This window comes from Streptomyces sp. NPDC051207 (genome assembly GCF_040682395.1).
In the GTDB taxonomy this organism is placed as follows: Bacteria; Actinomycetota; Actinomycetes; order Streptomycetales; family Streptomycetaceae; genus Streptomyces.
Genome location: NZ_JBFBAX010000030.1, coordinates 1 through 26,589 on the forward strand (window position 1 = coordinate 1; position 26,589 = coordinate 26,589).

Consider the following 26,589-nt stretch of genomic DNA (forward strand, 5'->3'; position numbering starts at 1 on the left):
TACCCCGCCCCACACGACAACGTCGGTCTCCACGACCACAACTGGATCGTGAAGACCGACGTCACGCTCGGCCCGGATTAACCAACAGCGTCCCCCTCGGCGCGGGCCTTCGCGCATCGCGGCCGAACCCGCCGCCAGCCCCTGGCCAGGCGCCCTTCAGAGGTCTCGTCCAATGGACACGAAAAACCTCGTCAATTCGTTGTTTCCGCAGGCCACATGGGGTTCACCTGCCGTTGACGCGCGCAGATACTCGCTGATAGACAACCTCATCTGTCTGATCAGCCCGTTCGCTCCACCCGTCTCAACCGGTCTCCACCTGCCCTTCCCACGCGAGCCATGACGCGAGGTCACCGACGCAATGGACAAGAACGATCAGTACGGCAGAGGGCGTTCGCGCCCGCGCTCTCGTCATCTCCCGCGCCGCGTCCGGCTCGCGGCGGCGGCCGGTGCGGCCGCGCTCGCCCTGACGGCCGGTCTCGCGACACCGCTCGACCCGGCGCCGCGGCAGGCGAGCGCGGCCGACGACGGCAAGAAGGTGCTCACGGTCGCCGTGGCGCAGAGCGTCGACTCGCTCAGCCCGTTCCTGGCGGTCCGGCTGCTCAGTACGAGCATCCACCGGCTCACGTACGAGTACCTGACGAACTACGACCCCAAGGACAACAAGGTCGTCCCGGGCCTTGCCACCGCGTGGGAGCCGTCGCCCGACAAGCTGACCTGGACGTACACCATCCGGGACAACTCCACGTGGTCCGACGGCAAGCAGGCCACCGCCGAGGACGCGGCGTGGACGTTCAACACGATGATGACCGACGAGGGCGCCGCCACCGCCAACGGCAGCTTCGTCGGGAACTTCAAGAAGGTCACCGCGCCCAGCCCCACCAAGCTGGTCATCGAGCTGAAGAAGCCGCAGGCCACCATGACGGCGCTGGACGTGCCGATCGTGCCCAAGCACGTGTGGGAGAAGGTCGACGACTTCTCGAAGTTCAACAACGACAAGGAGTTCCCGATCGTCGGGAACGGGCCGTTCGTGCTCACCGGCTACAAGCCCGACAGCTACGTACGCCTCAAGGCCAACAAGGAGTTCTGGCGCGGCTCCCCGAAGTTCGACGAGCTGGTCTTCCGCTACTACAAGGACCAGGACGCGGCGGTGTCCGCCCTGCGCAAGGGTGAGGTGTCCTTCGTCTCGGGCTCGCCGTCGCTGACTCCCGCCCAGGCCGCCTCGCTCAAGGGCGAGGAGAACATCAAGGTCAACGACGCCTCCGGCCGGCGCTTCTACGCGCTGGCCACCAACCCGGGCGCGAAGGCGAAGAACGGCGAGAAGTTCGGCGACGGGCACCCCTCGCTGCTGGACCAGCGGGTCAGGAACGCGCTGTTCATGGCGGTCGACCGCAAGGCCGTCATCGACAAGGTGTTCCAGGGCCACGCCGTCGAGGGCGCCGGGTACATCCCGCCGCGGTTCTCGCAGTACTTCTGGAAGCCGTCCGGCGACCAGGAGCTGGCGTACGACCCGGCGAGGGCCGCGAAGCTGCTCGACGAGGCCGGGTACAAGGAGAACGGTGACGGCAGGCGCGTCGGCAAGGACGGCAGGCCGATCAACTACCGCATCCTGTGCCACGCCACGGACCCGAACGACAAGGCGATCGGCAAGTACCTCCAGGAGTGGTGGGGCGACCTCGGCATCGGGGTGACGCTGAACTGCCTGGACAACGTGACCGACCCCTGGCTGGCCGGAAAGTACGACCTGGCCTTCGACGGCTGGTCGGTCAACCCCGACCCGGACTTCGTGCTGTCCATCCACACCTGCGCGGCGCTCCCGGCGACGCCCAAGGACACCGGCGCGACGGACAACTTCATCTGCGACAAGAAGTTCGACGAGCTCTACGCGAAGCAGCTCGCCGAATACGATCCGGCCAAACGGGCGGACATCGTCAAGCAGATGCAGTCGCGGCTGTACGACCTCGGGTACATGAACGTCATGGCGTATCCGAACGCGGTCGAGGCCTACCGGACGGACCACATCGAGTCGATCACCACCATGCCGGCCAAGGCGGGCAACATCTACGGCCAGGACGGCTACTGGAGCTGGTGGTCGGCCGTTCCGGCGGACTCCGGCGAGTCGTCGGACGACTCGTCCTCGACCGGGGTCGTGATCGGCATCGTGGCGGGTGTCGTCGTCCTCGCGGGTCTGGGCGCGTTCCTGGCGATGCGCCGCCGGTCCACCGCCGAGGACCGCGAGTAGACCGGGCAGGCGCCCTCCGGCGCCCGCGCACTCCCGAACCGACCAGGCGATTGAGTTCACATGACCGCTGACGCAACACCCGCGCTGGTCGAGGAGACCGCCGGTCCGGCCGATGCCGGGCCGGCGGCCCGCGGGCCACGGGCGCGCACCACCACCGCGTATCTGCGGTACGTGGCGGGCAAGGTGGCGGGTGCGGCCGTCTCGCTGCTCGCCGTCCTCGTCACCAGCTTCTTCCTGTTCCGGCTGATCCCGGGCGACCCGGTCAAGCACATGACCGGCGGCCGTCAGGTGTCGGCGGAGCAACTCGCGGCCTACCGCAAGGAGTTCGGGCTCGACCTGCCGCTGTGGCAGCAGTTCACCGACTACTGCGGCAAGGCGCTCACCGGCGACCTGGGCACGTCGTACCAGTTCCGGGCGCCGGTCATCGACAAGATCACCGAGGCGCTGCCGAACACGCTGCTGCTGACCGGCACTTCCTTCGTCCTCTACACGGTGCTCGGCATCTACCTGGGCACCCGCTCGGCGTGGCGGCACGGCCGGACGGGTGACCGGATCAACACCGGTCTGGCGCTGACGCTGTACTCCATCCCGTCGTTCTGGCTGGGGCTGCTGCTGATCATCGTGCTGTCGGTGGGCATCGGCCCGCTGCCGGGCCTGTTCCCGACCGGTGGCATGGAGTCGGGCGGCGAGGAGGGGTTCGCGTACGTCCTGGACGTGGCGCACCACCTGATCCTGCCGGTGCTGACCCTGGTGGCCGTCGAGTACGGGCAGACGCTGCTCGTGACGCGGTCGGCGCTGCTGGACGAGATGGGCAGCGACTATCTGACGACCGCGCGCGCCAAGGGCCTGCGCGACGACCTCGTGCGGCGCAGGCACGCGGTGCCCAACGCGCTGCTGCCGACCGTGACGCTGATCTTCATCAACCTCGGGCGGACCGTCGCGGGCGTCATCCTGGTGGAGACGGTGTTCTCCTGGCCGGGCCTGGGCGGGCTGTTCTACCAGGCTCTGAGCGTGCCCGACCTGCCGCTGGTGCAGGGCCTGTTCTTCGTGTTCGCCGCCGCGGTGATCGTGATGAACACGCTCGCCGACCTGATCTATCCGCTGCTCGACCCCCGGGTGGGCCGATGACGACCGAGACCGCAGCCACCGGGAAGACCCCCGCGAGTCCGCGCGCGCTCGCCCGGCAGCGGCGCCGCGCCTCCGTGGCCCGCTTCTGGCGGCAGTACCGCACGCACCGGGCCGGTGTGTCCGGCCTGGCGGCGCTCGCGCTGTTCGCGCTGCTGGCGCTGGCCGCGCCGCTGATCGTCGGCTCCGACGTGAGCAACGTGACCGACGCGCCGGGCAGCCCCCTGCAGAGCCCCAGCGGCGCATTCCCGCTCGGCACCGACCAGTTCGGCCGCGACCTGCTGGGCCTGGTGGTGTGGGGCTCGCGCGTGTCGCTGCTGGTGGGGCTGCTCGCCGCGGTGCTGTCGGTGGCGATCGGCACGCTGATCGGTGTCACCGCCGGGCACTTCCGCGGCTGGTACGCGACGGTGATGATGCGGATCACGGACTGGTTCCTCGTCATGCCGACGCTGGTCCTGGCGATCGCGCTGGCCACCGTGATGTCCCGTTCGCTGACCACCATCGTCGTGGCGATCGGCGTGACCACCTGGCCGACCACGGCCCGGCTGGTGCGCGCGCAGACGCTGGCGGTGGAGACCCGGCCGTACATCGAGCGGGCGAGGGCGCTGGGCGGCGGGCACTGGCACATCATGTCCCGGCACGTGCTGCCGAACGTGATGCCGCTGGTGCTGGCCCAGACGACCCTGATCATCTCCTCGGCCATTCTCGCCGAGGCCACGCTGGCCTTCCTCGGCCTCGGCGACCCGACGGTCGTCTCCTGGGGCGGTCTGCTCCAGGACGCCCGGGAGGCGGGCGCGGTCAGTGCCGGCCACTGGTGGTACCTGGTGCCGCCGGGCATCGCGATCGCGGTGGTGGCGCTGGCGTTCACGCTGTGCGGCCGGGCCGTGGAGTCGGTCCTCAACCCGAGGCTGGGGGTGTCCCGGTGAGTCTGCTCGACGTCAGGGGCCTGACGGTGACGTACGCCGGCGGGGCCGCGGCCGTGCGCGGTGTGGACCTGCGCCTGGAGGCGGGGCAGAAGCTCGGCCTGGCCGGTGAGTCCGGCTGCGGCAAGTCCACGCTGGCGCTGGCCGTGCTGCGGCTGCTGCCCGCCGGGGCGCGGGCCACCGGGGAGATCCTGCTCGACGGTGAGGACGTGCTGGGCATGAAGTGGGGCCGGGTGCGCGCGGTCCGCTGGGCCGGGGCGTCCATCGTCTTCCAGGGCGCGATGCACTCCCTCAACGCCGTGCACCGCATCGGCGACCAGATCGCCGAGCCGATCCTGCTACACCGCAAGGCCACCCCGGCCGGCGCGAAGAGGAGGACCGGCGAGCTGCTGGAGCAGGTCGGCCTGCCCGCCGCCCGCGCCAACGCCTACCCGCACGAGCTGTCCGGCGGGCAGCGCCAGCGCGTCATGATCGCGATGGCGCTGGCCTGCGACCCGCGGCTGGTCATCGCCGACGAGCCGACCACCGCGCTCGACGTGATGATCCAGGCGCAGATCCTCCGGCTGATCGAGCAGCTCGTCGCCGAGCAGGACGTGGGCCTCGTCATGATCAGCCACGACCTGGCGGTGCTCGCGGACACCTGCGACCGGCTCGCCGTGATGTACGCGGGCCGGGTCGTCGAGGAGGGCCCCGCCCGGCAGGTCTACGACGATGCCCGGCACCCGTACGCCAGGGCGCTGTCGGCCGCGTTCCCGAGGATCGGCGACCCGGCGTCCCGGTTCGCGCCGCAGGGTCTGGCCGGCGATCCGCCCGACCCCGCGGCGCTGCCGTCCGGCTGCACGTTCCACCCGCGCTGCCCGGTGGCCCTGGACCCCTGCGCGCGTCAGGACCAGGCGCTGCGGGCGGCGGGAGCGGACCGGCGGGCGGCCTGCGTCCACGTGACGGCGGACGGGCCCGCGGCACCGGGACCCCTTGAGGAAGCGAGGCCGAGCACGCCATGACCACGACCCCCGCAGTCCCCGAGGCGCCCGGGGTCACCGGCGCCCCGCTGCTGAGCGCGCGGGACCTGCACGTCACGTTCCCGGGTCGGCACGGCGCGGCCCGCGCCCGCGCGGTCGACGGCGTCGACCTCGACATCCGGCCCGGTGAGATCGTCGCCCTGGTCGGCGAGTCCGGCTGCGGCAAGACGACCCTGGCGCGCAGCCTGCTGGGCCTGGTCCGGCCGACGTCCGGCGACGTCACCTTCGACGGCCGCCCGCTGGACTACTCGGGCCGGGCCCTGAAGGCGTACCGCAAGCGCGTCCAGCTGGTCCTGCAGGACCCGAGCGGCTCGCTCAACCCGCGGCACACGGTGTACGACGCGGTCGCCGAGGGGCTGCGCATCCACGGGTACGGCGGTGACGAGCAGCAGGCCGTCGCGCGGGCGCTGTCCCGGGCCGGGCTGCGGCCACCGGAGCGGTTCTTCCTGCGCTACCCGCACGAGCTGTCCGGCGGGCAGCGGCAGCGGGTCGTCATCGCGGGCGCGCTGGTCCTGGAGCCCGAACTCCTCGTCGCGGACGAGCCGGTGGCGTCCCTCGACGCCTCGGTGCGCGGCGAGATCCTGGCGCTGCTGCTGCGGCTGCGCACCGAGCTGGGCCTGTCCGCGCTGGTCGTCACGCACGACCTGGGGCTGGCGTGGAACATCGCCGACCGGGTGGCCGTGATGTACCTGGGCCGGATCGTGGAGACCGGCGCTGTGGAGCAGGTCCTGACGGCGCCCCGGCACCCGTACACGCAGGCCCTGCTGTCGGTGCTCCCGGAGGCCCCGGGCGATCCGGTGGTCCTCACGGGCGAGCCCCCGGACCCGTCGCGCGTCCCGGCCGGGTGCCGCTTCCACGTCCGCTGTCAGGTCCTGGCGAGCGGCGAGGCGGAACGCGCGGGGGTGGCGGACGCCTGCCGGAAGCGTGACCTGGAGATCCTGGACGGCGGCGGAGCGGCGCAGGCGGCGTGCCACTGGGCACGGGCGGTACAGGCCTGAGCCGGGCCGGAGCAGCCGGGGCGGCGGTTACGCCTGCGCCGCCCCCACCAGCTCCCGGCACCGCTCGACGTCCGCGGCCATCTGCTCCAGCAGCCCTTCGAGCGTGTCGAACTTCGCCTGGCCGCGCACGAACGCCAGGAAGTCCACGGCGACGTGCAGCCCGTACAGGTCGAGGCCGACGCGGTCGATGGCGTACGCCTCCACCGTGCGCTCGGTGCCGTCGAACTGCGGGTTCGTGCCGACGGAGATCGCCGCCGGCATCGCCTCGCCCTGGGCGTGCAGCCAGCCCGCGTACACGCCGTCGGCCGGGATCGCGGTGTGCGGCAGCGTCTCGACGTTGGCGGTGGGGAAGCCCAGCTCGCGGCCCCGCTGGGCGCCCCGGACGACGACGCCCTCCACGCGGTGCGGGCGGCCCAGGATCTCCGCGGCGCCCTCGACGTCGCCCGCGCCGACCAGGCGCCGGGTCAGGGTGGAGGAGAAGGGCTCGCCGCCGCCCGCCTCGCCGCGGACGTACAGGTCCACGACGTCGACCTCGAAGTCGTAGACCGCGCCCTGCTCGGCGAGGAACTCGACGTTGCCCGCGGCCTTGTGACCGAAGCGGAAGTTGGGGCCCTCGACGACCGCCTTGGCGTGCAGCCGGTCCACCAGGACCTTGACGACGAAGTCGGCCGGGGACAGCTTCGAGAACTCCTTCGTGAACGGCAGGATCAGCACGGCGTCCACGCCCAGTTCGCCCATCAGTTCGGCGCGGCGGTGGTGCGGGGCGAGCAGCGGCGGGTGGCTGCCGGGCCGGACGACCTCGCTGGGGTGCGGGTCGAAGGTGACGACGACGGCGGGCACGCCCAGCTCGCGGGCGCGGTTCACGGCATGCCGGATGATCAGCTGGTGGCCGCGGTGGACTCCGTCGTAGGAGCCGATGGTGACGACGCTGCGCCCCCAGTCCTCGGGGATGTCCTCCAAGCCACGCCAGCGCTGCACTGTGAATGCTCCTTGTCGCAAACTCGTCGAACCGGGTCCGTGGTTGCCTCGTACGCAGGTCTAAGGGTGCCATGCCGTCGCCGTCCGGCCCTCATCGGCGTCGGGCTGTGACGCAGGGCACGCGCGGGGCGGTTCAGGCGGGAACGCGGACGCCCGCCAGGTGCTCGATCGCGCGGCGGGTGCTGGGGCCCACCAGCGCCGCCCAGTCGCCGGGGGCGCCGGTCAGCCAGCCGGCCACGCGGGCGGCGAAGCCGGGCACGTGCCTGCTCAGGTCGGCGAGGCCGAGGTCGAGGCGGGTGGCGCCGTCCGGGGTGCGCGCCAGGCGCAGGCCGGTGCGGTGCACGAGGTCGCGCAGCTCGTCGCCGTCGTGCCGGGCGGCGCCGCGCAGCAGGGCGTCCAGGACGGAGGGTTCGTCCTCGCGGGCGAGCAGCATCTCGCGCAGCTCGCGGCGCACGGGCCGGGAGGCGGGCGCGCCGGGGGCGCCGATGACCCCGGCGAGCGCGGCCCGTACCGGTTCGGGTCCGTCGGCGAGCAGCGAGCCGGCCAGCGGCAGCAGCACGGCACGGGCGGCCGGTCCCTGCTCGAGGCGCCGGTCGACGTACGCGGCGACGTCCCCGGCGGTCTCGGGGCGCCGCTCGACGACCTCCTGGACGAGGGCGGCGACCCGGATCGCCAGGCCGGGCGTGGTGACGTCGGCGAGGGTGCGCAGGGCGGGCCCGGTGCCGGGCAGCCGCAGCCGCTCCCGGAAGGCGTCGAGGACGGGGTCGGGGTGCGTGACGAGGGCACCGGCGAGGGCGCCCGGCGGGAACAGCGGGTCGCCGGCCGCGAAGTGTCGCAGCGCCTGCGGCAGGTACCGGGCGCGGGTGTGCGGGTCGCGGACGAGGAGGGCGAGCGCGCCGCCGTGCAGGGTGTGGTCGGCGGGGCGGGCGAGCAGGGCGAGGGCGGTGTAGCGCAGCAGTATGCGGTCGGCCTCGGTGCGGGCGTGCGGGGCGGCCACCAGCCCGTGGGTCAGTGCCGCCGCCCGGCGCTCGGGGCGCTCGTCGTGCGCCCACCGGTCGGCGGCCCGGCACACGGCCGAGGGTTCCTCCCGGGCGAGTGCGCCGAGCAGTTCGGCGGCGCGCGGATGCGCGCTGCCGGCGAGCGCCTCGGCCAGGTCGTCCAGGGCCCGGTGCCGGTGGGTGTGCAGCAGCGCCTGCGCGGCCGTGCCGACGCTCGCGTGCGGGGTGCCGGGCAGCGGACGCTCGTCGTCGAACCAGCGCACGAGGTGCGGCTGTACGGCGGCGGGCCGGGCGGCGAGCAGCCGCGCGGTGGCGTCGAGGAAGCGGGGGCCGGGCTCGTCGGGCGGGCCGTCGGCGCGCACCAGGTCGCGCAGCAGCTCGCAGCGGACGTCCTCCGGCAGGGGCAGCGCGGTCCAGAACGCGGGCCCGAACTCCGGTGGCACCGGCCGGTGTTCCCGCTCCCGCCGGGCCGCGAGCCGGGCGGCGAGCAGCCGCAGCGGCCTCGCGCAGGGCGTCGCGTCGGTGACGCGGGTCAGCACCCCGGCGAGCAGCCGGGCGGCCCACCAGGACTCCGGGTCGGCGTCCAGCGCGAGCACCAGCTCCTCCAGCCGTGCCGCCAGCCGGTCCGGGCCGCACTGGCGGGGCAGCAGGAGCAGGGCCTGGACGACGGGCCCGATGCGGTGGTGCGGTACGGGCGGCGGGCCGGCGGTGTCCGGGGTGCGGCGGTGGACGAGGGCGTGCAGGGCCGCGTCCAGGTCGAGGTGGGTGCCCTGGAGCCAGTCGGCGAGTTCCTCGTGCGCGAAGCGGTAGCCGGTGCCGGCCGGCACCAGGAGGCCCTCGGCGAGCACGGCAGAGGCCCAGCCGGTGCCTCCGCCCAGCCGGGCGGGTGCAGGTCCCCACGGGAACACCGCCTCGAACGCGGCCCGGTCCAGCTCGCCCTGGCCGGGCCCGAGACTGCGCCGGGCGGCCTCGTGCACCTGCCCGGCGACCTTCGCGGCCAGTCTGCGGACGGCGGTGCCGCGCAGCCCGTTCCCGGCGGAGAGCCGGACGGCGACGCGCAGGCACATCAGGTCGAGGTAGGCGGCAAACACGTCGTGCCGGTCGATCCGCGCGGCGTCCCCGTCGGGCAGCGCGGCCCGCACCTCGGACAGCAGCCGCAGGGTGAGCGGATGGCGCGCGTCCCGGTCGCCGAGCACGCCGTCGGGGATCGCGTACCGCCTGCGGGCCTGCCGGGCCTCGGCCGGGTCCAGGTCGCCGAGGGGCACACAGGCGGGGAGGCGCGAGGAGGCGGGCGTCCGGGTGCCCTCGCCACCGGTCGCCGTCCCGTGCAGCAGGTCCTCCGGGAGCGCGGCCCCGGCCTCCTCCCAGAACTCGGGCCCGCACGCCACCACCAGGCGGGCGCCCGTGCGGCGGAGCCAGTCGGCCGTGCCGGCCGTCCAGCCGGGCAGGCGGTGGGCCAGGACCGGTGGCATCTCCTCGGGGCTGTCCAGCAGGACCAGCAGGGGACGCCCGGCCTCGTGGGCGAGGCGGGCGAGACGGTCGGGGGTGATGTCGCCGAGGTCGGTGGGCGGGGTGGTGCGGGACGCGGCGACGATGCGGACCGCGCGGTCCAGGGCGCGGCGGGCGGCGTCGGCGACCGACGTGTCGTCGTCGTGGAGGTCGGCGCCGCGCAGCCAGAGCGTGGGCGCGGGCGCGGCTCCCCGGCCGCGGCGGGTGGCGAGCGCCGCGAGTTCGGTCGTCCGTCCGCTGCCGGGCGGCCCGACGAGGGCGAGCACGGCGGCGGGCCCCGCCTGGAACGCGGCGAACGCGGCGGCGGTCGCGGCCCGTCCGACCGGATCGACGGCCGCCGGGCCGGGGGGCGCGGCCGGGGGGCCGTCCTGGCCGACCGACGTGGCGGTGAGTTCCAGTACCCCGGCGAGGTTGAGGTCGGCACCGTACGCGGGCACGGTCGCGGCGTTCGCGGCGAGCAGCGCGCCGAGCGGGCCCTCGGTGCCGGGGGCGCCGGAGGGCCGCAGCGGCGCCGCGAAGCCGACGTCGCGGTGGGCGGAGTGCAGCGCGGTGCCGAGCACGCCGAGGACGGCACCGGTCGCCGCGTCGAGCACCGGTCCCCCGGACGCCCCGCCGCCGATCCGCAGCGCGTCGCACCCGGCCGTGCCGATGGCCAACTCCACCGCCCTCTCCAGGAGATGACGGCACCCGGCGGCGGTGTACGCGGCCGGGGCGGTGCCGAGCAGCCGTGCCTCGCGCCAGCCTCCCGCGGCGATCCGTACATAGGTGCCGGGCTCGATCCGGTCCCGCACGGTCACGGGCAGCGGCTGGAGACCGAGGCCTTCGGTGCGGACGAGGGCGAGGTCGAGGCCGGGCAGCGGGGTCACCGCGTCCGCGCCCACGATGCACTGGCGGCCCCCGGCGGCGGTCACCACGAGGCACGTCGCCGCGTCGACGGCCTCGTGGCTGGTGACGACGGTGCCGTGGTGGTCGGCGGCGAACCCGGTGCCGCGCAGCCGGCCGGCCGGATCGAGCAGCCGGACGAGCGGGGTGTCGTACACCGCCCGGGACGCGTCGCCATCCGTGCGGCGGAGCGTCTCGTCGTGCGTGCCGCGGGGGGTGTCCTGCCCGTCGCGCGAGCCCCGTTGCGCCGTCATCGCCGTACCTCCCCGCCGTGCCCCGTCCCGACGGTAGGCGGACGATGATCGGCGGAACAGACGGGCCGGTGAACACGCCCCCTTCCGCTCCCCCGGTTCACTCCGAGCGCCCGGCCGGACGGGTGAATGGACGGGGGCGGCGCGACGCACTCTCCCTGTGGGGGAACCAAGGGGGGCCGTGGAGCGGCGGCGGTGGGTTCCCGTGGCCGCCGCTCCACGGGCGGGACGTCCCCGTACGGGACGGTCCCGCCGGTGGAGCGTCAGGCGAAGACGGCCAGGCTCTTGGCCTTGCCCCGCTGCGCCTCGACCAGCGCGAGGAAGCGCCCGTCCGGGTCGAAGACGGCCACGGGGCCGGACCCCGCGTATGCGTCGGGCATGTCGAGCCGCACCCCGTTGATCAGCAGCCGCGCCCGGCGGCCGTCGACGTCCCAGCGGGGGAACGCCGCCGACGCGGCCTCGGCGACGGGCATCACGGTGAGGTCCTGCTGGAGCTCGTCCAGCGTGCGCGCCGCGTCGAGCCCGTACGGCCCGACACGGGTGCGGCGCAGGGCGGTGAGATGGCCGCCGACGCCGAGGCCGGCGCCCAGGTCGCGGGCGAGGGCCCGGATGTACGTGCCGGACGAGCAGACCACGGACACCACCAGGTCGAGCACCTCGGTGCCGTCCTCGGCGACGGCCGCCCGCACGTCGTGCACGCCGAACGACGACACGGTGACGGGCCGGGCCGGGATGTCGAAGTCCTCGCCGTCCCGCGCCCGCTTGTAGGACCGCACGCCGTTGATCTTGATGGCGCTGACCTTGGACGGGACCTGCATGATGTCGCCGGTCAGCTTGGCGATCCCGGCGTCGATGGCGTCCCGGGTGATCCTCACCGCGTCGGTGGAGGCGGTGATCTCGCCCTCGGCGTCGTCGGTGAGGGTCGTCTGGCCCAGGCGGATGGTGCCCAGGTACTCCTTCTCGGTCAGCGCGAGGTGACCGAGGAGCTTGGTCGCCCTCTCGACGCCGAGGACGAGGACGCCCGTCGCCATCGGGTCGAGGGTGCCGGCGTGCCCGACGCGCCGGGTCTTCGCGATGCCCCGCATCTTGGCGACGACGTCGTGCGACGTGAAGCCCGACGGCTTGTCCACGATGACGAGGCCGTCGGGCGCGGTGTGCTTGGCGGTCATTCGGCGGCGTCGTCCGTCTCGTCGTCCTCGTCGCCCGGCTTGCGGTAGGGGTCCGCTTCACCGGCGTACGTGGCGCCCGTGGCCGCCTCGCGCACCTTCTCGTCGGACTGGCGTGCCTTGTCGAGGAGGTCCTCGATGGCCCGGGCGGTGTCCGGGAGGGCGTCCATGACGAAGGTCAGGGTCGGCGTGAACTTCACGCCCGCGGCCCGGCCGACCTCGGAGCGCAGGACGCCCTTGGCGCTCTCCAGGCCGGCGGCTGCCGCCGCGCGCTCCTCGTCGTCCCCGTACACCGTGTAGAAGACGGTCGCCTCCCGCAGGTCGCCCGTGACGCGGGTGTCCGTGATGGTGACGTGCGAGCCGAGCCGCGGGTCCTTGATCCCGCGCTGCAGCTTCTGGGCCACCACCTCTCGGATGAGGTCCGCCAGCCTTTTAGCCCGCGCGTTGTCGGCCACTGGTCCGTCTCCCGTTCTTTCTCTCTTGCGTTCTTGGGTCAGTCGTCTTCGCCGTGGAAGCGCCGCCGTACGGACAGCAGTTCCACTTCGGGGCGGCCGGCGACCAGCCGTTCGCACCGGTCCAGGACGTCGGTGAGATGCCCCGCGTCGGCGGACACCACCGCCAGGCCGATACCGGCCCTGCGGTGCAGGTCCAGGTGGTCGACCTCGGCCGCGCTCACGGAGTACTTCCGCTGGAGCTCGGCGACGATCGGGCGGACGACGGAGCGCTTCTCCTTCAGCGACCGTACGTCGCCGAGGAGGAGGTCGAAGGACAGCGTCCCCACATACATGAGTGCAGCCGGTTCACCCGCCGGTACGGGATCGGTGGCCCCGCCATCCGTGTGGCAGGGACATCAGAACCGTACAACGAACGGCCGGGGCCGATCGACGGAAATTACTCTCCGTCGACCGGCCCCGGACCGGACCGTCTCGGAAACCGGGCGCCTACGCGCGCGGCTTCTCGCGCATCTCGTACGTCGCGATGACGTCGTCGACCTTGATGTCGTTGAAGTTTCCGAGGTTGATACCGCCCTCGAAGCCTTCGCGGATCTCGGTGACGTCGTCCTTGAAGCGACGCAGACCCTCGATGTTGAGGTTCTCCGCGATGACCTTGCCGTCGCGGATGAGGCGCGCCTTGGTGTTGCGGCGGACCTCGCCGGAGCGGATGAGAACACCCGCGATGTTGCCCAGCTTGGACGAGCGGAAGACCTCGCGGATCTCCGCCGTGCCGAGCTCGACCTCTTCGTACTCCGGCTTGAGCATGCCCTTGAGGGCCGCCTCGATCTCCTCGATCGCCTGGTAGATGACCGAGTAGTACCGGACGTCCACGCCCTCGCGCTCGGCCATCTGCGCCGCACGGCCTGCCGCGCGGACGTTGAAGCCGATCACGATGGCGTCGGAGCCCATCGCCAGGTCGATGTCGGACTCCGTGACCGCACCGACGCCGCGGTGCAGGACCCGGATGTCGACCTCTTCACCGACGTCCAGCTGGAGCAGGGAGGACTCGAGGGCCTCGACGGAACCGGAAGCGTCACCCTTGATGATCAGGTTCAGCTGCTGGACCTCGCCGGCCTTCAGGACCTTGTCCAGGTCCTCCAGCGACACACGGCGCGTGCGCTTGGCGAAGGCCGCGTTGCGCTCGCGGGCGGCGCGCTTCTCCGCGATCTGACGGGCCGTACGGTCCTCGTCCACCACGATGAAGTTGTCGCCCGCGCCCGGGACGTTGGTCAGGCCGAGGACCTGGACCGGCGTCGACGGGCCCGCCTCGGCCACGTTGTTGCCGTTGTCGTCGAGCATGGCGCGCACCCGGCCGTAGGCGTCGCCCACGACCATCGTGTCGCCGACCCGCAGCGTGCCTCGCTGGACGAGGACGGTGGCGACCGCACCGCGACCGCGGTCCAGGCGGGACTCGATGGAGATGCCCTGCGCGTCCTGGTTCGGGTTGGCCCGCAGGTCGAGCGAGGCGTCGGCCGTGAGGATCACGGCCTCCAGCAGGGAGTCGATGTGCAGACCCTGCTTGGCGGAGATGTCGACGAACATGGTGTCGCCGCCGTACTCCTCTGCCACCAGGCCGTACTCGGTCAGCTGACCGCGCACCTTGGTCGGGTCGGCGCCCTCGACGTCGATCTTGTTGACCGCGACGACGATCGGGACGTCGGCCGCCTTGGCGTGGTTGAGCGCCTCGACCGTCTGCGGCATGACGCCGTCGTTGGCCGCGACGACCAGGATCGCGATGTCGGTCGACTTCGCACCGCGGGCACGCATGGCGGTGAACGCCTCGTGACCCGGGGTGTCGATGAAGGTGATCTTGCGCTCTTCGTCGTTGACCTCGGTCGCGACCTGGTAGGCACCGATGTGCTGGGTGATGCCGCCGGCCTCGCCCGCGATGACGTTCGTCTTGCGGATGGCGTCCAGCAGTCGGGTCTTGCCGTGGTCGACGTGACCCATGACGGTGACCACCGGCGGGCGGACGACCAGGTCCTCCTCGGAGCCCTCGTCCTCACCGAACTCGATGTCGAACGACTCGAGGAGCTCGCGGTCCTCCTCCTCCGGGCTGACGATCTGAACCGTGTAGTTCATCTCGTCGGCCAGGAGCTGCAGCGTCTCGTCGGAGACGGACTGCGTGGCCGTGACCATCTCGCCCAGGTTCATCATGACCGCGACGAGCGACGCCGGGTTGGCGTTGATCTTCTCCGCGAAGTCGGTGAGCGACGCACCGCGCGACAGGCGAATGGTCTCGCCGTTGCCGCGAGGCAGCATCACGCCGCCGACCGACGGGGCCTGCATGGCCTCGTACTCCTGGCGCCTCTGCCGCTTCGACTTGCGGCCGCGACGCGCGGGACCGCCGGGACGGCCGAAGGCGCCCTGCGTGCCACCGCGGCCACCGGGACCGCCGGGACGGCCGCCGAAGCCGGGACGGCCACCGCCGCCACCGCCGAAGCCGCCACCGCCACCACCGGGGCGACCGGCGAAACCGCCGCCGCCACCGGGACGACCGGCACCGCCGCCGCCACCGCCGCCGGGACGGCCGGCGAAGCCGCCGCCGCCACCACCGGGACGGCCGGCACCGGCGCCGGGACGACCCGCACCGCCGGGACCGCGACCGCCACCAGGGCCGGGACGCGGGCCGGCAGCCGGACGCTGCGGCATCATGCCCGGGTTGGGACGCGGCCCACCGGGACCGGGACGCGGGCCGCCGCCCTGCGGACGCGGCATCGAGCCCGGAGAGGGACGCTGACCGCCGGGACCCTGGGGACGGGGACCGCCGCCCTGGCCGCCCGGAGCCTGCGGACGGGGACCGGCGCCGGGGGCACCGGGGCCAGCGGGACGCGGGCCGCCCTGCGGACGGGGCGCCTGCGGGCGCGCCATGCCGGTGGAACCACCGGACGTGAAGGGGTTGTTGCCCGGACGGGGACCGGCCGGACGGGCGCCGGGACGCGGCGCGGAGGCGCCGGGACGGGCACCCTGGCCACCGGGACGACCGCCCTGGCCGCCCTGCTGACCCTGAGCCGGGGCCGGACGGCCACCGGGCTTGGGGGCGCCGGGGCGCGTGTTCTGCTTCGGGGCGGCCGGGGCCGACGGCGGAGCGGTGAACTCGGGGGCGGCCGGTGCTACCGGGGCCGGGCGCGGCGCGGGCTTGGGGCCCGGCGTCGGACGCGGACCGGGAGCCGGCGCGGGAGAGGACGGGGCAGCGGGCTGCTGCGCCGTCGGTGCCTTGGGCGCGGCCGGCGGCTTCGGGGCAGCCGGACGGTCTCCCGCGGGCTTGGCGCCCTGGGAGGTGCTCCCGGCCTGCGCCGGCGAGGGCGCCGCGGGCCTGGGGGCGGCCTTCTTCGGGGCGGGCTTGCCGGCGGACTTGCCGTTGCCACCGCCCTGGAAGGCGTCAGTCAGTTTGCGTACAACCGGCGCTTCGATGGTCGAAGACGCCGAACGGACGAATTCACCGAGTTCCTGGAGCTTGGCCATGACGACCTTGCTCTCGACACCGAACTCCTTGGCGAGTTCGTAGACCCGGACCTTAGCCACTTCGCTCCTTTGAGGTCCGGGTTGCGTCCGGACCGTCGCTAGTTCATGGGCGTACTCATCGCGTACTCATCGAGTGCTCATCGCAATCTCGACCTGCTTTCGACTCGCGAGGTACCAGACCGCACGGGGTTCCGTGCGGCACGTCTTCCGTGCGGGTTGCCTGTTCAGCAAGCTCACAGCCGCTGACCGCAACCCTGTGCCTGCCCGACGTAGTGGCGCAACGCCATTACGTCGAGCGGTCCCGGGACGCGCAGCGCCCGCGGGAACGCCCGGCGGCGCACCGCCTGGTCGATACAGAGCGGGGCGGGGTGTACATACGCACCCCGGCCGGGCAGCGTACCGCGTGGATCGGGGACGCATGCGCCCTCGACCGCCACGATCCGCAGCAGTTCGGTCTTGGCCGCTCGCTCCCGGCACCCCACACAGGTGCGCTCAGGGCGTGCACGGGCTCGCGTCCGGCCAGACACAGCTAAGTCTACCTCCCCGCATCGACCTCACCCGTTTGGGGCAAAAATCGAACGGTTGTTGTCGTAATCCCAACCACCTGCGGCTTGGATCTCTTCCCGGCCTACTCCTCGGGCCGCTGTGCGGGCTGCTCGGTGTCCGGCCGGATGTCGATGCGCCAGCCGGTCAGGCGGGCGGCCAGGCGGGCGTTCTGCCCCTCCTTGCCGATCGCCAGCGACAGCTGGTAGTCCGGCACGGTCACCCGGGCCGACCGGGTCGCCATGTCGACGATCTCGACCTTGGACACCCGGGCCGGCGACAGGGCGTTCGCCACCATCTCCGCCGGGTCGTCCGACCAGTCCACGATGTCGATCTTCTCGCCGTTCAGCTCGCCCATCACATTGCGCACCCGGCCGCCCATGGGGCCGATGCAGGCGCCCTTGGCGTTCAGGCCCGAACGGGTGGAACGGACGGCGATCTTGGTGCGGTGGCCGGCCTCGCGGGCGATCGCGGAGATCTCGACGGACCCGTCGGCGATCTCCGGCACCTCCAGCGCGAACAGCTTCTTCACCAGGTTCGGGTGGGTGCGCGACAGCGTCACGGACGGCCCGCGGACGCCCTTGGCGACCCGGACGACGTACGAACGCAGCCGCAGGCCGTGCGGGTAGGTCTCGCCGGGCACCTGCTCCTGCACCGGCAGGATGGCCTCCAGCTTGCCGATGTCCACCAGCACGTTCCTCGGGTCGCGGCCCTGCTGGACCACGCCCGTGACGATGTCGCCCTCCCGGCCGGCGTACTCCCCGAGCGTCGCGTCGTCCTCGGCGTCGCGCAGGCGCTGCAGGATGACCTGCTTGGCCGTGGTGGCGGCGATACGGCCGAAACCCGACGGCGTGTCGTCGAACTCGCGGGGCTCCTGCCCCTCCTCGAGGTCCTCGGGGTCCTCCTTCGCCCACACGGTCACGTGCCCGGTCTCCCGGTCCAGCTCCACGCGCGCGTGCCGGCGGCTTCCCTCGGTGCGGTGGTAGGCGATGAGGAGGGCGGCCTCGATCGCCTCGACCAGCAGGTCGAAGGAGATCTCCTTCTCCCGCACCAAGCCCCGCAGGGCACTCATGTCGATGTCCACGGCTACGCCTCCTCCTCTTCCTTCATGTCCTTCTTGTCCTTGCGGCCGAACTCGACCTGGACGCGCGCCCTGTCGATGTCGGCGAAGGCGAGCCGGCGGGCGGTGGCCCTGCGGCCCTTCACGCCGGGCACTTCGACGTCGAGGCCGTCGTCGTCCACGTCGAGGATGCGGGCGACGAGTTCGCCGCCCTCGTGGAGCTGGAACTTCACCAGGCGGTCCGTGGCGCGCACGTAGTGGCGGTGCTCGGTGAGGGCGCGCTCCGCGCCCGGGGTGCCGACCTCGAGGGTGTACTCCCCCTCGCCCATCGCGTCCGTCTCGTCGAGCTTCGCCGAGAGCGCGCGGCTCACATCGGCGATCCGGTCGAGGTCCGCTCCGGTGTCGGAGTCGACGACGACGCGCAGCACACGCTTGCGGCCGACCGAGTCCACCGCGATCTCCTCGAGATCGAGGCCCTGGGAGGTGACGAGCGGTTCCAGAAGTTCTCGCAGCCTCTCGCTCTGGGTGGTGCTCATCCGGGTGACTCCTCGGCCGCGTGTGCTGTTGTGGGATGGTCGCGTGTCTGACAAAGGGTATCCGGTCGCGGGGGGTGTTGCCGTCCACCCCGTGCGGGGACCGGTGGCGTTGAGTGAGGGCGCACGGGTGCGCGGGTACCGTGATCACCGGCGTGCCATGCCGCCCCCGATTCCGTACGACCCCGAGGACGTCCGCCGTGCCGCTGTCCCCACCGCCGCGCCTTTCCGCCGGGCCGCGCAGAAGGAGTCTGCTCGCCTCGGCCGCGGGGGCCGTCCTGCTGGCCGGCTGCTCCGGCTCCCCCGGTACGGGCGGGGGCCTGCCGCCGGCGGCCGACCGCACCCGCGCGCGTGCGGCCCGCGACAGCAGACGGCTCCTCGAGCACTACGACGCCGTGATCGCGGCGCATCCCGCACTGGGCGAGCGGCTGACGCCGCTGCGGGGCGAGGTGGTGCGGCACGTGCGGGTGTTCGAGGGGGGTGAGGACGGAGGGCGGGACGCGTCCGGGGAGCCGGCCGGGGAGGCGGCCGGGTCGGGGCGCGGCGAGGGTGAGCCGGGCGCGAAGGGGGGCGGAGGTGCCGGAAGCAGGGCTTCCGGTGGGCCGTCCGAGGGGCCGTCGGGGTCGCCGTCCGAGGGGCCGTCGGGGCCGTCCTCCGGGCGTCCGTCGGGGGTGCCGTCCGGGTCCGGGGCGCCGGGTGTCGTCGTGCCCGGGGACGAGAAGGACGCCCTGGCCGGGCTCGCCGCCGCCGAGCGCGCGCTCGCCGAGCGGCGCTCCGGGGCACTGCTCGACGCGCCGGGCGAACTGGCGCGCCTGCTCGCCTCCGTGGCGGCTGCCGGGGCCGCGCACGTGTACCTGCTGACGGAGGGTGACCTGTGAGCACGGCGCGGGACGCGAAGGCCGAGGCCCTCCGGGCCCTCCAGGCGGCGCTCGCCGCCGAGCACGCCGCGGTGTACGGCTACGGCGTCGTCGGCGGACGGATCCGTGAGGAGCGGCGCGGGCAGGCGCGGGCGGCGTACGACGCGCATCGGGCGCGGCGGGACGCGCTGGCCCGCGAGGTGCGGGACCTGGGCGCCGAGCCGGTCGCTGCGGCGGCCGGGTACGCGCTGCCGTTCGCGGTGCCGGACTCGGCAGCGGCCGTACGGCTGGCCGCGGAGCTGGAGGACCGGGTGGCCGGGGTGTACGCCGATCTGGTGCGGTCGGCCGAGGGCGAGCGGCGGGCCGCGGCGGCCGGGGCGCTGCGGGAGGCCGCGGTGCGGGCGGTGCGGTGGCGCGGCGAGAGCGTAGCCTTCCCTGGGCTCGCCGAACGGTCGGCCACCGCGTCGGCGGCGCCATCCACGCCACCGGCGTAACGACGAAGGGAACGGCTCGCGCATGGCTTTCGAAGCGCCGCCGCGTCTGGTCAGGGCGCTCGGTGAGGCGGCACCGGACGGTGACGACTGGCTGCAGCAGCTGCCCGGCCTCGCGCAACAGGCCGTCGGGCGGCGTGAGTTGGCCGTGGAGCGGGTGCAGGTGCCCGGGGGGCGCAGCAGTCTGGTGGTGCTGGTGCGGCGGGCGGACGGTTCCCCCGCGGTGCTGAAGCTGGCGCCGCGCCGGGCGCGGCCGGAGAGCGAGCGGGCGGCGCTGGCGCACTGGGGCGGCCGGGGCGCCGTTCAGCTGCTGGAGGAGTCCTCGGGGGACGGGGCGTTGCTGCTGGAGCGGCTGCATCCGGACGTGTCGGTGCGGTCCTTGCCGGAGGCGAAGGCGCTGCTGGAGGCGGCGGGGGCGCTGCGGCGGCTGTGGGTGGAGCCGCCGGCGGGGTGCTCCTTCGAGACCGTGGCGGAGCGGACCGGGCGGCAGGCCGAGGCGATGCGGGCGAGTGCCGTGCGGGACCCGGAGGTGGCGCCGCTGGTGGAGGTGGCGCTGGCGGCGCGGGCGGAGCTGCTGGTGGCTCCGCCGGAGGAGCGGCTGCTGCACGGGACGTTCCGGCAGAGCAAGGTGCTGGCCGGGGACCGGGTGCCGTGGCTGGCGGTGGGGCCGGACCCGGTGGTGGGTGAGACCGCGTTCGACTTGGCGCGGCTGGTGCGGGACCGGGTGGAGGACCTGATCGCGCAGCCGTCGGGGGCGGCGACCACGCGGCGGCGGGTGAAGCGGCTGGCGGAGTCCCTGGAGGTGGACCAGGAGCGGCTGCGGGGCTGGACCCTGTTCCGCGCGGTGGAATCGGGCGTACGGGCCCGCAGGGTGGGCCGCCCCCAGGACGCGGAGCTGCTGCTGGAGTTCGCGGGCTGGCTGTAGGGCGCGGCGCGCCGGTGCGCCCAGCGGGACGCCGGGCCGCGGGACGCCGTGACGTCCCTGCGAACGCCCCGGCGTCACCGTGACGCCGGGGTGCCGGACGCGTCGTCGGTCAGGCCGTCAGGCGGGTGATCGCTTCCTCGACGGTGAGTTCCTCGCGTTCGCCCGTGCGGCGGTCCTTCAGTTCCACGACGCCCTCTCCGGCGCGGCGGCCGACGACGAGAATCTGCGGGACGCCGATGAGTTCCGCGTCGGTGAACTTCACGCCCGGCGAGACGCCCGTCCGGTCGTCGACGAGGACGCGCACGCCCGCCGCGGCGAGCTTCCCGGAGACGTCGAGGGCCAGCTCGGTCTGGAGGGCCTTGCCGGCGGCGACCACGTGCACGTCGGCCGGGGCGACCTCCTTGGACCAGATGAGCCCCTTGTCGTCGGCGTGCTGCTCGGCCAGCGCCGCGACCGCGCGGGATACGCCGATGCCGTAGGAGCCCATGGTGACGCGGACCGGCTTGCCGTTCTGGCCGAGGACGTCGAGCTTGAGGGCGTCGGCGTACTTGCGGCCCAGCTGGAAGATGTGGCCGATCTCGATGGCGCGGCCCAGCTTGAGTCCGGTGCCGCACTTCGGGCAGGGGTCGCCCTCCTGCACGACCACGACGTCGACGTACTCGTCGACCTGGAAGTCGCGGCCCGCGACGACGTTCTTCGCGTGGGTGTCCGGCTTGTTGGCGCCGGTGATCCAGGCGGTGCCGGGGGCGATGCGCGGGTCGGCGATGTACGTCACCTTGGGCAGGCCCTGCGGCCCGACGTAGCCGCGGACCAGATCGGGGCGGGCCGCGAAGTCCTCCTCGGTGACCATCTCGACGGCCGCGGGGGCGAAGTGCGCCTCGACCTTGTCCATGTCGACGTCGCGGTCGCCCGGCACGCCCACGGCCACGATCTCGCCGTCGACCTTCACGAGGAGGTTCTTCAGCGTCGCGGAGGCGGGGACGCCGAGGGAGGCGGCCAGGGTCTCGATGGTGGGGGTGTCGGGCGTGGGGATGTCCTGCGCCGCGGGGACACCGGCCGCGTCCACCGGGTCCAGGGCGTACGTGATGGCCTCGGTGTTGGCCGCGAAGTCGCAGCTGGGGCAGTCGGCGAAGGTGTCCTCGCCGGCCTCGGCCGGGGCGAGGAACTCCTCCGACTTGGAGCCGCCCATGGCGCCCGCCGTGGCGGCGCAGATGCGGTAGTCGAGGCCGAGGCGCTCGAAGATGCGCTGGTAGGCCTGGCGGTGCAGGGCGTAGGACTGGGCCAGGCCCTCGTCCTCGGTGTCGAAGGAGTACGAGTCCTTCATGAGGAACTCGCGTCCGCGCAGGATGCCCGCCCGGGGCCGGGCCTCGTCGCGGTACTTGTTCTGGATCTGGTACAGGATGACCGGCAGGTCCTTGTAGGAGGACGCCTGGTCCTTCACCAGGAGGGTGAAGATCTCCTCGTGGGTGGGGCCGAGCAGGTAGTCGCCGCCCTTGCGGTCCTTGAGGCGGAACAGTTCGGGTCCGTACTCGTCCCAGCGGCCCGTCGTCTCGTACGGCTCCTTCGGCAGGACCGCGGGGAGCAGCACCTCCTGGGCACCGATCGCGTCCATCTCCTCGCGGACGATCCGCTCGACGTTGGCCAGGACCTTCTTGCCGAGCGGCAGCCAGCTCCACAGGCCCGCCGCGGTACGGCGGACGTAACCGGCGCGGACCAGCAGCTTGTGGCTGAGGACCTCGGCGTCGGCCGGGTCGTCGCGCAGCGTCTTCGCCAACAACTGGGACATGCGCTGGACCGGTGCGTTCGCCATCGTTCTCGTACTCCTGCCGGACGGGGGTTCCCCCGCTCCGGCGGGGCCGGGGGTGGGGGATGGTGATGGCAAGGAGGTTAGCGGGGGGTCGCGGGGCTTCGGAAATCGGTTACGGGCGGCGCAGCGGCAGGGGGGCGCCCATGACGGCGTACGGCCTCGGGGCGCTCGGGAAGTGCACCTGGCGGGCCAGGTCCTGGTAGCCGAGGGAGCGGTACAGGCCGCGGGCGGGGCTCTCGGTGTCGATCGCGGAGAGGATCGAGCGGGGTTCGGCGGCCGTGTCGGTGATGCGGGTGATCAGGCCGCGGCCGATGCCGCGGTTCTGGTGGCGGGGGTGGACGTGCAGTTCGGTGATGACGAAGGAGTCGTCGAGCCAGTCCTCGTGGCCCTGGGCGCGCAGGTACGGCTCGACGACGGTGGACCACCAGTGGGTCCGGTCGTTGGGCATGCCGTACACGAAGCCGACCAGCCGGCCGCCGCTGGTCGCGCCGAGGGCTCTGGCCCCGGGGTACGTCATGTGGCGCAGGACGATCTGGCGGCGTACGGCGACCTCGTCGGCGCCCAGTCCGAAGGCCGCGGCCTGGACGGCGAGGGCTTCGTCCACATGGGACGGGAGGTCCAGGGGCCCGATCACGAGATCCATGGCGGGGAGCCTACAGGCGGTCAGAACAGGACACTCATGAAGGCGCCGACCTGCCGGAAGCCCGCCTTCTCGTACGTGCGGCGGGCCGGGGTGTTGAAGTCGTTGACGTAGAGGCTCACCACGGGGGCGACGTCGGCCAGCGCGTAGCGCAGGACGGCTGCCATGCCGGGGGTGGCGAGGCCCTTGCCGCGGTGTTCGGGGGCGACCCAGACGCCCTGGATCTGGCAGGCGCGGTCGGTGGCGGCGCCGATCTCGGCCTTGAAGACGACCTTGCCGTCCTGGTCGAAGCGGGCGAAGGACCGGCCGGCGCCGACGAGTTCGGCGACCCGGGCCTGGTAGAGCAGGCCGCCGTCGCCGGCCAGCGGGGAGACGCCGACCTCCTCGGTGAACATGGCCACGCACGCCGGCATGATCGTGTCCATCTCGTCCTTGCGGACGCGCCGGACGTGGGGGTCGGGGGTGATGCCGTGGGGCATGCGGTCGGTCATCATGAGGGGCTGGTGGGAGCGGACCTCACGGGCGGGGCCCCAGCTCGGTTCGAGCAGGCGCCACAGCTCGGCGGTGGACTCGGCGGGGCCGACGATGGAGGAGCAGCGGCGGCCGGCCCGGCGGGCGCGGTCGGCGAAGGCGCGGACGGCGCGGGGTGTGGCGCACAGGGGCACGAGGTTGGCGCCCGCGTAGCACAGCGAGGTGAGCGTGCCGTCCTCGTACCAGCCCCACATCTCGCCGCCGAGCCGCCACGGGTCCAGGCCCGCGACCTGCACGCGGGAGGTCACGAAGGCGTTGGCGACCGGCTCGCGGTCCAGGACGGCCAGCGCGGCGTCCAGGTCCCTCGGTTCGAGCACGCGGGAGGTGGTCTGGGTCAACACGTGCGGGGCCTCGTCCTCAGGTCTGCTGGTTTCCGCACTGTACCTGCCGAAAATGTGCCGCGTCGCCCGGTGGGCGGCCATGCCGTGACCCGGTGCGGCCGTGCGGACGCGCGTGCGCCCCGTCACCTGCGGGGGTGACGGGGCGTCCTGCGGTACGGGGTCCTGGTGGACGGGACCGCTGTGCGGGGCCCGATCAGCCGGCGACGGAGACCGACGGCTCGCCGGAGGTCACGCCGTCGCGCTCCATCTGCTCGGCCAGCTTCATGGCCTCCTCGATGAGGGTCTCCACGATCTTGGACTCGGGGACGGTCTTGATGACCTCGCCCTTGACGAAGATCTGCCCCTTGCCGTTGCCAGAGGCGACGCCGAGGTCGGCCTCGCGGGCCTCGCCGGGGCCGTTGACGACGCAGCCCATGACGGCGACGCGCAGCGGGACCTCCATGCCGGTCAGGCCCGCCGTGACCTCCTCGGCCAGCTTGTAGACGTCGACCTGGGCGCGTCCGCAGGAGGGGCAGGAGACGATTTCCAGGCCGCGCTCCTTCAGGCCCAGCGACTCCAGGATCTGCAGGCCCACCTTGACCTCCTCGGCGGGCGGCGCCGACAGGGAGACGCGGATGGTGTCGCCGATGCCCTGGGAGAGCAGCGCGCCGAAGGCGACGGCCGACTTGATGGTGCCCTGGAAGGCGGGGCCGGCCTCGGTGACGCCGAGGTGGAGGGGGTAGTCGCACTGGGCGGCGAGCTGCCGGTAGGCCTCGATCATCACGACCGGGTCGTTGTGCTTGACGGAGATCTTGATGTCCCGGAAGTCGTGCTCCTCGAAGAGGGACGCCTCCCACAGGGCGGACTCCACGAGGGCCTCGGGGGTGGCCTTGCCGTACTTCTGGAGCAGGCGGCGGTCCAGGGAGCCCGCGTTGACGCCGATGCGGATCGGGGTGCCGTGGTCCTTGGCGGCGCGCGCGATCTCCTTGACCTTGTCGTCGAACTGCTTGATGTTGCCCGGGTTCACGCGGACCGCGGCGCAGCCGGCCTCGATGGCGGCGAAGACGTACTTCGGCTGGAAGTGGATGTCGGCGATCACCGGGATCTGCGACTTGCGGGCGATGGTCGCCAGGGCGTCGGCGTCGTCCTGGGTGGGGCAGGCGACGCGGACGATCTGGCAGCCGGAGGCGGTCAGCTCGGCGATCTGCTGGAGGGTGGCGCCGATGTCCGAGGTGCGTGTGGTGGTCATGGACTGCACGGACACGGGGGCGTCGCCGCCCACCGCCACGGAACCGACCTGGATCTGCCGGCTCTTGCGGCGCTCGGCGAGCTTGGTCGGAACGGACGGCATACCGAGAGAAATCGCAGTCATCTGCTGTGCAACCCCAAGTAGTGGATCAGGACCCGGTCCCGCCCGCAGCGGGCTCCCGCGCTCCGAGATTACGGCACGGGGGGCGGCACCAGCACATCACGGGCCGTGAGCCACTCGATGGAAGTGGCCCGGCAGGACGTCTGCCGGGCCACCGGGGAACCGGGTGTGGCTAGGAGATGCGCACGGGGTTAACGACGTCCGCGACGAGGACGAGGAGCGTGAAGCAGATGAAGATCCCCGCGACGACGTACGCCACCGGCATCAGCTTCGCCACGTCGAACGGGCCCGGGTCCGGTCGGCGCAGCAGCCTGGCGACGTTGCGGCGCAGCGACTCCCACAGGGCGCCCGCGATGTGGCCGCCGTCCAGGGGCAGCAGCGGGAGCATGTTGAACAGGAACAGGGAGAGGTTGAAGCCGGCGACCAGCATGATGAACATGGCGAGCTGCTGGGTGGGCGGGATGTCCAGGGTGGCGATCTCGCCGCCGACGCGGGCCGCGCCGACCACGCCCATCGGGGAGTCCTGCTCCCGCGGGCCGTCGCCGAAGGCCGCGTCCCACAGGGCGGGGATCTTGCCGGGGAGGGCGGCGATGGAGTGGGCGGCCTCGCCGATGCGGTCGCCCATCCAGGTCAGGGACTCGTCGAAGTCCTGTTTCACGACGCCGGTGGCGGCGCTGAAGCCGAGGAAGCCGGCCGTGACGTACTCGCCCTCGACGATCCGGCCGCCGGAGTCCTTCTTGGCGACCTGGTTGGTGGCGATCTTCGCGTACAGGGTGACCTGCTCGCCGCCCCGCTCCACGACGATCGGCACCTCCTTGCCGGGGTTGGCCCGGATGAGGTCCGAGAGCTGGTTCCAGGACTCCGTGCGGACGCCGTCGAAGGAGACGAAGCGGTCGCCGGCCTTGAGACCGGCGGCGGCGGCCGGGGCGGCCGGGTCGGAGCCCTTGCAGGTGTCGCGGTTCTCGCTCTGCGAGATGACGCACTTGGAGACCGAGCCGACGGTGGTGGTCTGCTGGGTGATGCCGAAGCCCATCAGGACGATGAGGAACAGCGCCACCGCGAGGATCAGGTTCATGAAGGGGCCCGCGAACATCACGACGACGCGCTTCCAGGGCGCGCGCGTGTAGAACAATCGGGTCTCGTCGCCGGGCCTCAGCTCCTCGAAGGCGGCGGAGCGGGCGTCCTCGATCATGCCGCGCCAGGGCGAGGTGGAGCGGGCCTCCAGCCGTCCGTCGGGGCCGGGCGGGAACATGCCGATCATGCGGATGTAACCGCCGAACGGGATGGCCTTGAGGCCGTACTCCGTCTCGCCCTTCGTGCGCGAGAAGAGGGTCGGGCCGAAGCCGACCATGTACTGCGGCACGCGGATGCCGAACAGCTTGGCCGTCGACAGGTGTCCCAGCTCGTGCCAGGCGATGGAGAAGAGCAGGCCCACGGCGAACAGCACTATGCCGAGGATGAACATC

The 26,589-nt window shown here is 73.1% G+C and carries 22 protein-coding genes; 8 read left to right on the plus strand and 14 right to left on the minus strand.

Features of this window, described 5'->3' with window-relative positions; all coding sequences use genetic code 11:
• The first annotated feature begins 358 nt into the window (after positions 1–358).
• From AB0M97_RS24840 to AB0M97_RS24860, 5 genes are read left to right on the plus strand one after another with little or no spacing between them, the layout of a single operon-like run.
• The gene (locus AB0M97_RS24840) at positions 359–2,239 is read left to right on the plus strand and encodes an ABC transporter substrate-binding protein (protein ID WP_365963173.1); all 1,881 of its coding nucleotides are present in this window, start codon (positions 359–361) and stop codon (positions 2,237–2,239) included.
• Between the two features lie 60 nt (positions 2,240–2,299).
• Complete coding sequence (locus AB0M97_RS24845) at positions 2,300–3,367, plus strand: ABC transporter permease (protein WP_365963174.1); 1,068 nt, start codon at positions 2,300–2,302, stop codon at positions 3,365–3,367.
• Positions 3,364–4,290, plus strand: coding sequence for an ABC transporter permease (locus AB0M97_RS24850; protein ID WP_365963175.1), 927 nt, complete (start codon positions 3,364–3,366; stop codon positions 4,288–4,290). Before AB0M97_RS24845 ends, AB0M97_RS24850 begins: the two co-directional genes overlap by 4 nt.
• Positions 4,287–5,288, plus strand: a complete 1,002-nt coding sequence (locus tag AB0M97_RS24855; RefSeq protein ID WP_365963176.1) for an ABC transporter ATP-binding protein — start codon at positions 4,287–4,289, stop codon at positions 5,286–5,288. The genes AB0M97_RS24850 and AB0M97_RS24855 overlap by 4 nt, the downstream gene beginning before the upstream one ends.
• Positions 5,285–6,304: an ABC transporter ATP-binding protein gene (locus tag AB0M97_RS24860; protein WP_365963177.1), complete on the plus strand. Its 1,020-nt coding sequence runs from the start codon at positions 5,285–5,287 to the stop codon at positions 6,302–6,304. Before AB0M97_RS24855 ends, AB0M97_RS24860 begins: the two co-directional genes overlap by 4 nt.
• A gap of 27 nt (positions 6,305–6,331) precedes the next feature.
• On the opposite strand, the gene AB0M97_RS24865 is transcribed toward AB0M97_RS24860, so the two are convergent.
• The 9 genes from AB0M97_RS24865 to rimP all read right to left on the minus strand — a co-directional run bounded on the left by AB0M97_RS24865 (position 6,332) and on the right by rimP (position 18,186).
• The gene (locus tag AB0M97_RS24865; RefSeq protein WP_365963178.1) at positions 6,332–7,282 is read right to left on the minus strand and encodes a bifunctional riboflavin kinase/FAD synthetase; all 951 of its coding nucleotides are present in this window, start codon (positions 7,280–7,282) and stop codon (positions 6,332–6,334) included.
• A gap of 133 nt (positions 7,283–7,415) precedes the next feature.
• Positions 7,416–10,925 carry a serine protease gene (locus AB0M97_RS24870; protein WP_365963179.1) on the minus strand — a complete coding sequence of 1,170 codons (3,510 nt, stop codon included), beginning with the start codon at positions 10,923–10,925 and terminating at the stop codon, positions 7,416–7,418.
• Positions 10,926–11,185: 260 nt separating this feature from the next.
• Positions 11,186–12,091, minus strand: coding sequence for a tRNA pseudouridine(55) synthase TruB (truB, locus tag AB0M97_RS24875; protein ID WP_365963180.1), 906 nt, complete (start codon positions 12,089–12,091; stop codon positions 11,186–11,188).
• Positions 12,088–12,543, minus strand: coding sequence for a 30S ribosome-binding factor RbfA (rbfA, locus tag AB0M97_RS24880; RefSeq protein WP_365963181.1), 456 nt, complete (start codon positions 12,541–12,543; stop codon positions 12,088–12,090). The genes truB and rbfA overlap by 4 nt, the downstream gene beginning before the upstream one ends.
• 38 nt (positions 12,544–12,581) lie before the next feature.
• Positions 12,582–12,875, minus strand: coding sequence for a DUF503 domain-containing protein (locus AB0M97_RS24885; protein WP_365963182.1), 294 nt, complete (start codon positions 12,873–12,875; stop codon positions 12,582–12,584).
• A gap of 154 nt (positions 12,876–13,029) precedes the next feature.
• Positions 13,030–16,107 carry a translation initiation factor IF-2 gene (gene infB / locus AB0M97_RS24890; protein ID WP_365963183.1) on the minus strand — a complete coding sequence of 1,026 codons (3,078 nt, stop codon included), beginning with the start codon at positions 16,105–16,107 and terminating at the stop codon, positions 13,030–13,032.
• Positions 16,108–16,280: 173 nt separating this feature from the next.
• The gene (locus AB0M97_RS24895; protein ID WP_365963184.1) at positions 16,281–16,574 is read right to left on the minus strand and encodes a YlxR family RNase P modulator; all 294 of its coding nucleotides are present in this window, start codon (positions 16,572–16,574) and stop codon (positions 16,281–16,283) included.
• A gap of 101 nt (positions 16,575–16,675) precedes the next feature.
• Positions 16,676–17,674, minus strand: a complete 999-nt coding sequence (nusA, locus tag AB0M97_RS24900) for a transcription termination factor NusA (RefSeq protein ID WP_365963185.1) — start codon at positions 17,672–17,674, stop codon at positions 16,676–16,678.
• Between the two features lie 2 nt (positions 17,675–17,676).
• A complete protein-coding gene (gene rimP, locus AB0M97_RS24905; RefSeq protein ID WP_365963186.1) occupies positions 17,677–18,186 on the minus strand; it encodes a ribosome maturation factor RimP in 510 nt (169 codons plus the stop codon).
• A 197-nt stretch (positions 18,187–18,383) separates the two neighbouring features.
• Between rimP and AB0M97_RS24910 the strand changes: the two genes are divergently transcribed.
• The 3 genes from AB0M97_RS24910 to AB0M97_RS24920 are packed head-to-tail and all read left to right on the plus strand — an operon-like array spanning position 18,384 to position 20,456.
• Positions 18,384–19,061: a hypothetical protein gene (locus AB0M97_RS24910; protein ID WP_365963187.1), complete on the plus strand. Its 678-nt coding sequence runs from the start codon at positions 18,384–18,386 to the stop codon at positions 19,059–19,061.
• The gene (locus AB0M97_RS24915; protein ID WP_365963188.1) at positions 19,058–19,534 is read left to right on the plus strand and encodes a ferritin-like domain-containing protein; all 477 of its coding nucleotides are present in this window, start codon (positions 19,058–19,060) and stop codon (positions 19,532–19,534) included. Before AB0M97_RS24910 ends, AB0M97_RS24915 begins: the two co-directional genes overlap by 4 nt.
• A 22-nt stretch (positions 19,535–19,556) precedes the next feature.
• Entirely contained in the window at positions 19,557–20,456 is a 900-nt protein-coding gene (locus tag AB0M97_RS24920; protein WP_365963189.1) for an aminoglycoside phosphotransferase family protein, read from the plus strand.
• A gap of 109 nt (positions 20,457–20,565) precedes the next feature.
• Here the strand turns inward: AB0M97_RS24920 and AB0M97_RS24925 are convergent, their stop codons facing one another.
• The 5 genes from AB0M97_RS24925 to AB0M97_RS24945 form a co-directional block, all read right to left on the minus strand.
• Positions 20,566–22,266: a proline--tRNA ligase gene (locus tag AB0M97_RS24925; RefSeq protein WP_365963190.1), complete on the minus strand. Its 1,701-nt coding sequence runs from the start codon at positions 22,264–22,266 to the stop codon at positions 20,566–20,568.
• 109 nt (positions 22,267–22,375) lie between these two features.
• On the minus strand, positions 22,376–22,906 hold the full coding sequence (locus AB0M97_RS24930) for a GNAT family N-acetyltransferase (RefSeq protein WP_365963191.1): 531 nt from the start codon (positions 22,904–22,906) through the stop codon (positions 22,376–22,378).
• A 20-nt stretch (positions 22,907–22,926) separates the two neighbouring features.
• Positions 22,927–23,775, minus strand: coding sequence for a GNAT family N-acetyltransferase (locus AB0M97_RS24935; RefSeq protein ID WP_365963192.1), 849 nt, complete (start codon positions 23,773–23,775; stop codon positions 22,927–22,929).
• Between the two features lie 193 nt (positions 23,776–23,968).
• The gene (gene ispG / locus AB0M97_RS24940; RefSeq protein WP_365963193.1) at positions 23,969–25,126 is read right to left on the minus strand and encodes a flavodoxin-dependent (E)-4-hydroxy-3-methylbut-2-enyl-diphosphate synthase; all 1,158 of its coding nucleotides are present in this window, start codon (positions 25,124–25,126) and stop codon (positions 23,969–23,971) included.
• A 169-nt stretch (positions 25,127–25,295) separates the two neighbouring features.
• Positions 25,296–26,588: a site-2 protease family protein gene (locus AB0M97_RS24945; protein WP_365963238.1), complete on the minus strand. Its 1,293-nt coding sequence runs from the start codon at positions 26,586–26,588 to the stop codon at positions 25,296–25,298.
• Between the last annotated feature and the right edge of the window lies 1 nt (position 26,589).